Origin of the sequence: uncultured Thomasclavelia sp., from assembly GCF_944324745.1 — a bacterium.
Lineage (GTDB): Bacteria > Bacillota_I > Bacilli_A > Erysipelotrichales > Coprobacillaceae > Thomasclavelia.
The window spans coordinates 1-7020 of record NZ_CALUXO010000041.1 but is presented as its reverse complement, the minus strand read 5'-3'; the positions used below and the strand labels follow the sequence as shown (position 1 = coordinate 7020).

4 protein-coding genes are annotated in these 7020 nt (G+C 25.6%); 3 read left to right on the top strand and 1 reads right to left on the bottom strand.

What is annotated here, in order from left to right; translation table 11 throughout:
- Positions 1-1401 precede the first annotated feature (1401 nt).
- From Q0K54_RS04490 to Q0K54_RS04480, 3 genes are all read left to right on the top strand, one after another.
- Complete coding sequence (locus tag Q0K54_RS04490; RefSeq protein WP_294578662.1) at positions 1402-2910, top strand: esterase family protein; 1509 nt, start codon at positions 1402-1404, stop codon at positions 2908-2910.
- Positions 2911-4532: 1622 nt separating this feature from the next.
- A complete protein-coding gene (locus Q0K54_RS04485; protein ID WP_294578661.1) occupies positions 4533-5306 on the top strand; it encodes a hypothetical protein in 774 nt (257 codons plus the stop codon).
- On the top strand, positions 5306-6094 hold the full coding sequence (locus Q0K54_RS04480) for a MurR/RpiR family transcriptional regulator (RefSeq protein WP_294578660.1): 789 nt from the start codon (positions 5306-5308) through the stop codon (positions 6092-6094). Before Q0K54_RS04485 ends, Q0K54_RS04480 begins: the two co-directional genes overlap by 1 nt.
- A gap of 411 nt (positions 6095-6505) precedes the next feature.
- Here the strand turns inward: Q0K54_RS04480 and Q0K54_RS04475 are convergent, their stop codons facing one another.
- The gene (locus Q0K54_RS04475) at positions 6506-6802 is read right to left on the bottom strand and encodes a hypothetical protein (protein WP_294578659.1); all 297 of its coding nucleotides are present in this window, start codon (positions 6800-6802) and stop codon (positions 6506-6508) included.
- Between the last annotated feature and the right edge of the window lie 218 nt (positions 6803-7020).

Sequence of the window (7020 nt, the reverse complement as noted above, 5' to 3'; positions counted from 1 at the left end):
AAGGGTAAATAACGACAAGGTGCATGCGGTAGCCGTAAGGCATAAGGAATGTCTTCAGACATGCGCTTTGGGAGCAGGGCTATGCCCGCATAAGTAAAACCACCGGCTAGGCCGGTGGATATTTATTATTTTCTTGTTTATTATAGATAAAAGGTGAGAGGTAATTGACTTTGATCAATCTACATAATGATTTATTGGTATCTAAAAAATATGATTTTGTTTATTGATAAAGCTTTTTTTAATTGAAGAAGTATTTGTTTTATAACAATTTTGATGAGAATAGTTGATTCTAAAGATTTTGTTTGTACCGATCTAATTCATAAGTATCAAAATGATTGGCAGTATGGGATATTGGAGTATTATCTTTAGATAATTTTATTAAATTATTTTAAGTGTATTATGAATTTTATCCAGAAAACAAATTTCAAACAATAAATAATTTATTTGCCTTTTAAATTTATTAGAAATGCTTCAACTCATAATAATTGTTTACTAAATAATAAAAAAAGCTATACATACGCACTTATTCAATAGTAAGAAAAATATGATCGAATCTAATATGAAGCAAGCATCTTTATTTGTGAAAATACCTAACATCAGTAAAATACTAGAAAGATTTTTTATAGTATTTTCAAAAAAATTATTTATTTTCGCTCTTTTTAGGAATTTTATTGTTTTTTATTTGATATCTAATAATCTTCAAAAAATCATGAATTTACCAGCAGAGATCCCAAAATATAAAAATATATTTTTTTATTTTGCTTCAATGCTACTGTCTTTTAAAGATACTAATTATAAAGATGATGATATATTTCTCCAACGAGAAAACATTGGCAACATTTTTATTAAAAAGAGGTTTATTTTTAAAGATAAATAATCTATTAAAAAAGTAATTTAATATAATTCCTATAATTTGCTAAGTGATTTTTTGTAGAATATTGGCTAATAAGGATATATTCATCATACATATAGATTTGTTTTCTTTTGAATAACATAAGATACTAATTCTTTATACATAACGTAAACAGTATGTATTATCATTTTGCATATATTGTATTAGGACTTTATTAAGAATAAGCTATATATTATTTTAATTAGTAATGCTTATGAACTATATCATGAATAGATATTATGTGCTTAAGAATATAGTGCAAGACACATTTTTATAGAGTATGAGTGATAATTTTGTAAATATGTTTATAAAATCATTGACATAAAATACTAAATATAATTTATATATTAAACAAATATGTCTCTTTTTTGGAAATAAATTTTTAATTAATTGATTTATTTCTGTTTTAGAATGAAAGCGCTTTTATATTTTAAATAAAATAAAAATATAATGTTATAATTATTTCAGAAACAAGATTGTAAAAATTTAAATAGAAAGGAGAACTATTAATGAAATGTTTAAAAAAGGCTTTATCGGTATTGGCTGTTATTACATTGGTTATGACATTGATTCAACATCCAATAAAGGTAGAAGCAACAACTGAGTTGACCTCAGGTGTCACTATTAGTGAAAATACTGATTATCCAAATAGTGATGCTCATTATCAAGTACAATTTACATATAAGGCTACATCAGTTGATGTAACTAGTGTATCAATTGTAGGAAACTTTACATTCTATACAGATGATCAGGCAAAGATAATTATGGATGGTAGAGAAGCTGATTATTATACACCATACGAGTATAAAGAAGGTATGTTCCAAACTGGATATGCAGTATCTGAAATGGGATATGCTCCTTTAGAAATGGAAAATATGGGTGACGGCTATTTCCAAATTACTTTACCATTACCTGGTTGTCAATATTTCTATGGTTTTGTAGAAAATGGTGATATGTCAACAATTTATAAAGATCCTACAAATTTGCCAGTTGCAAATGGAGATTCAGACAGTGGATGGTCATTGATTTATGTAGGTAATGCATCTGATTGTTTGGAAGGACAAGAATATATCTATCCTCGTGCAGACGGTAAGACAGGAACAATTGAATTTGTTGAATATACAGCGACAGATGGAACAACACAGCCATTAGGTGTTTATTTGCCATATAACTATGATTCAAGTAAAAAATATCCAACATTATATGTATCACATGGTGGTGGAGGTAATGAAGTTGAATGGTTATATATTGGAGCGGCAGCAAATATTATGGACAACCTCATTGCTGAAAATGAAGTAGAAGAAACAATCGTTGTTACTATGGATAATAGTTATTTTAATTGGGATATGGAAATTACTAATCGTAATTTAGTAGAAAATATTATTCCATATGTTGAAGCCAATTACAGTGTTTTAACGGACAAAGAGAACAGAGCCATTGCAGGATTATCTAATGGCGGTTATACAGTTGTTAATGAAATGATTGCGGCACAAGACAGTTTTGGATATTATGGAATTTTTTCACCAAATTATCGAGCAGTTGAAGTTTTAGAAAATGCTACAGAAGAGCAACTAAAAGCTATGGCTGGTTCAGTATATTATGAATGCAGTGGTACTGTAGATAATGGTATGGGTCGACAAGACCGGTATGGAACAGTTAATACAGTTTATGAAACACTATTAAACAATGGTGCAGATGTTACTCTTGAATGGAAAAATGGAGCACATGATTGGGGTATTTGGCGTGCAGCATTAAGTACATTTGTAAAAGATTATTTATGGACTGTTAAAGATGATAATAAACCTATTACACCTGAAATACCTTCAGATGATCAAACGGTAACAGATCAATCTGGTTCTACTAATAATAATCAAACTATTAATGGTATTACAAATGCAACAAGTTCAAACAATGCTGTAAAAACTGGTGATAATCAAGAGTTAATTATTTATGTTGTAGCAATTGTTATTAGTACATTAAGTTTAGCTTATATCCAAAGAAAACAAAAGACTCGTTAAAGATTGTTTGAAACGTGAGATAGTTAATTAATGGACTATTTAAAAACGACCTATATTAATTATGGAATATATTACTAAAAATTAAATAAAAAAATTTATGGAATAGCTATGGTTTAATATAGCTATTCTTTTTATAAATTTAATTTATATATGCTTTCTATTTTAGTTATAAATAAGTTTAAGAGTAAAAGTTTTTTATAATTAATACTAACAATAGAATAATTGATTTATTTTAGATTTAAAATAACATATAGTACAATAATGTACAAAATTAGTACAAATTGAAAGAACTAGACTACTACAAATTGAAATGATATAATGATATACATAAATAGACTTTTCAAAAATAATGTATTGCAGAAAAATATATTTAAAAATTTGAATTAAGTTTCCTTTATTAATTGATGTATAATTTTTATAATGGCTATGATTATCATAGATAAAAATAATCTATAAATACTATTTATTTTGGTTGTTTGATATCAAAGCTGGATGTATTATCTTTCTTAATAACAATATGAATGATATTTGATTATTTTATAGTTTCATGATGACTGTTACTAAAATGAGTCTAACAATATAAATCATTTTAATTGATCGTTGTATTTGGAATATTAAGACATTCTGGTGAAAAAATATGTTATTTTTCATCATTCTGTGTTGAAGAAGGTATTAATTTAATGATGTCATTAGCCGTGATTCATAAACATTGACACAATGGAATCTTATCCTTTTAGTTACTGCTTTACGTAGAGTTATAGTGTTTAATTTTAATGAAATGAGGTGACAAAATGGTTGCAAAAAATCTTTGGATATATTCGCAATCGTCAAATGTCATCTTTTTATTTTTATCATTAATTTTCTAATCATCATATTTCAAAGTAACAAAAGTCTCTGAGTTTTATGATCATAATTTAGTATTCTTGAGTTAGAAAAGGTATATTTAATGTGAATACTGATATAGATTAAAATACTCGGATTACTTCTTAAGAGTTTTTTGAAAGTTGAAATAGTTAATCCAAATTTTAGTTAAAAATTATTATACTTAAATGAAATGAGAATTGACATTGAATATGGTATAGCATTTTCAGGCAAGTGTAAATAATGCTTTAATTGGTTCTATCAAGAAGTATAGAATGAAATTTATTTTTGAATCTATGGGTAAGTATATATGTATAGTACGAATATCATAGAATTTCAAAAGTACAACTTCATTGATACATAAATTGTAATATAAGCAAAATTTGTTAATACAAAAAAAAGAAAGAAATATAAAAATAACTGACAGTGCATGTAGTAGAAGAGGATATACCATTTAGGGTAAAAATATATCATAATGAATGAAATCAAGGAAGTTAATCTATTCATATAGTGAATAGTAGTATTAGTAACTAAAGATTTAAATTTTAGCTTTTAATATGCCTGATAATAAGATATAAAGTATTTCTATCATTAACAAATTTAGTGTTAATAAATAATCTATCCTTTTGTTATAAAATGGCGATTAAAATATAATTTAAAACTATCATATAATTAAAAATATATTAAATATTATTAGAATATGTACTGTACAGCAGTTTAGTGAATATTATTCAAATAAAGCAAAAAGGAGGTAGATCTCAATGAACACTGTTACTGCTATGTTGTTAATAATTATTAATAGTAGTTTTCAAAAAAATTCTAATTATTATATTGCAGCTGGATTGTTAGAACATCGTCATGAACTAGATAAATTTTCTACATCTTCTTTTGCTAAATGTTGTCAAACAAGTGTTACATCTATCAATAATTTTTGTAAAATGTTAGGCTTTACTTCTTTTAAAGATATAGTTTTTAACTTTAATAATAGTATTAAAGTTCGCAAAGAGCAAATTCTTTTTCGTATGGCAAGAATGAATGAAGATAGTATTTTGAATAGTATTAAGTATTTTGCAAAAGATCAGGATTTTACAGCAAAATTTAAAGTTGAAGTAAATAATTTAGTAGATCTTATTTATGAATCAAGTTCTATAATTATTGTAGGAGCATATTTTCCGACATCATTAGCCATTAATTTCCAAGAAGATATGATAATTATGGGAAAAAACATATACATTCAACCCCAAAAAAGAATTATAGAAATTAATTATATTGAAAGTCAGGCTTTAATTTTATTTGTTACGTTAACTGGTCGATTATGTGAGTTTGCTAAAAGTGATTTTGATCATATTTGTAGAAATTATCAAAAAATTGCTTTTGTCAGTGGCTATAGTAATTATCATGCATATCCTTCAATCAAAGGTATGGTAAAAATTCCAGTGGCAGAAGATAATGAAATAGGAAATATTTGTATTTTGGAAATATTTAGATATATTAAATTTGTTTATTTTCACAAGTATGGAAAGGAGTATTTTTAGTGTATATTTTCAATCGCATGCGACAATTATATGAAACTGCACCACCAGAATCGACGGAATATATTCTATCAAGGTATATAATATTAAATATCAAACGTATAAATAGTTTGTCTATTGTTGAAATTTCAAAAGAAACAGCAATATCTAAATCTGTAATTTCGAAGTTTATTAAAAAACTTACTTTCAATAATGGTTTTGCTCAATTTAAAAGCTCACTAGAATTTGAGCTACAATATATTCAAGATAGACACATACAATTATTAGATGCTAAAGAAATAGAAAACTTGAGTATTAATATAGGAAAATATCAAGGATATCAATTATATAATTTTATATCCATGGATTCTGTTAAAAAATTTGCAAGATTATTGGATAAGAAAAAAAAGATTATTTTTTTTGGCGATGATAGTAAAAAAAGCTTTTTTCATAATTTGATAAATATACTATTATTTGATGGTAAAGATGCTAAATTTGCTTCTTATGTTTTTACAGATAATATCAATAAAGAACTTAGTAGTTTAGATTCATCTAGTTTGATGGTTTTAATAGACTTAAGTAGTAATCTATATGATTTTACTTTAAGAGTTTCTATGTCTGTTGATATGCCAAGAGATTTAGGAAAGATTAATTGTGATAAATATTATATAGGTAGACCATCTAAAATAAAAGATTCATTTTCAATACTTGAAGTTGAGACTACTAAACAATTGTTTTTAGAGGATATAGTTTTAACCTTTTTATGCTCACAAATCATTAAAGAGTATTTATTAATAAATACTCATGCATAAATATATTTTCGATGAAATAATGTAAAACTTTAATTAGATTGCAATATCGATTATTGTGATTTTAGGGTGGGCATTGAAAATTTATTCATTAATTGATTTTTAAAATCATAGTATTAGGACACATAGCTTAACATGATATAGTTTTCTTTAGTCTTAAAAAAAGAATCAATGCATTTGATTAAATTTTCATAGTCTTTTTTATTATCATCGTAAATAAGTATATTCACAATTACCCCTTCTTATATCTATAGTAAACAATAATATCGATGCCAATAAGTCTTTTTTAGATATATTTATAGATAAATATCATATGATATCTTACATAATTAAAAGCAAATACATTAATCTATAGGATTAACGATAATGAAAGAGGAAAATAACTCATTTGATAGTGAAATATTGTTATTTGCTTTATTTAGAAAAAAAGATATAGTCTGACGTATCTTCCTTAGTATTAATGAAGTAAACACTATCTTTCTTGGCAAAATTACAAATTAGGTCTTCTATTTTTGAACAGTCAGAGCAATCTGAACTATAAAAATAAATATAATATGGCTTATCATTTTTTATATTTTGAGTAAAAATTCCTTTAGTTGTAATATGTTCAAATTGTGAGTATGGGTCACGCTCTCTTTGAGTTAAAAAATACATTCCTGCAATGACCACAACTGCGATAACGATCGTTAGTAATAATTTTTTTCTTTTCATAACCATTCCTCCTCGTATAATATGTATAGAAGTTTGAATTAAGGATTTCCTTTTTTAAACAATTGAGATATCTCAATTGTTTAAAAAATCCCTTGCTTCTACACTCTCTTTTTAAGATAATAGTTTCGTTTTGAATCAAGGTTTTATTCTTTCCTCCTGCGGCCATCTCGTTATGTTCCGCTTCTAAAAGACTTAATCCTCTGTTCAAGGCGTACTTT

Bases quoted from the DNA above. Each gene is read 5' to 3' on its own strand.
- Q0K54_RS04490 (WP_294578662.1), top strand. From the start codon at position 1,402: ATGAAATGTTTAAAAAAGGCTTTATCGGTATTGGCTGTTATTACATTG.
- Q0K54_RS04485 (WP_294578661.1), top strand. From the start codon at position 4,533: ATGAACACTGTTACTGCTATGTTGTTAATAATTATTAATAGTAGTTTT.
- Q0K54_RS04475 (WP_294578659.1), bottom strand. From the start codon at position 6,802: ATGAAAAGAAAAAAATTATTACTAACGATCGTTATCGCAGTTGTGGTC.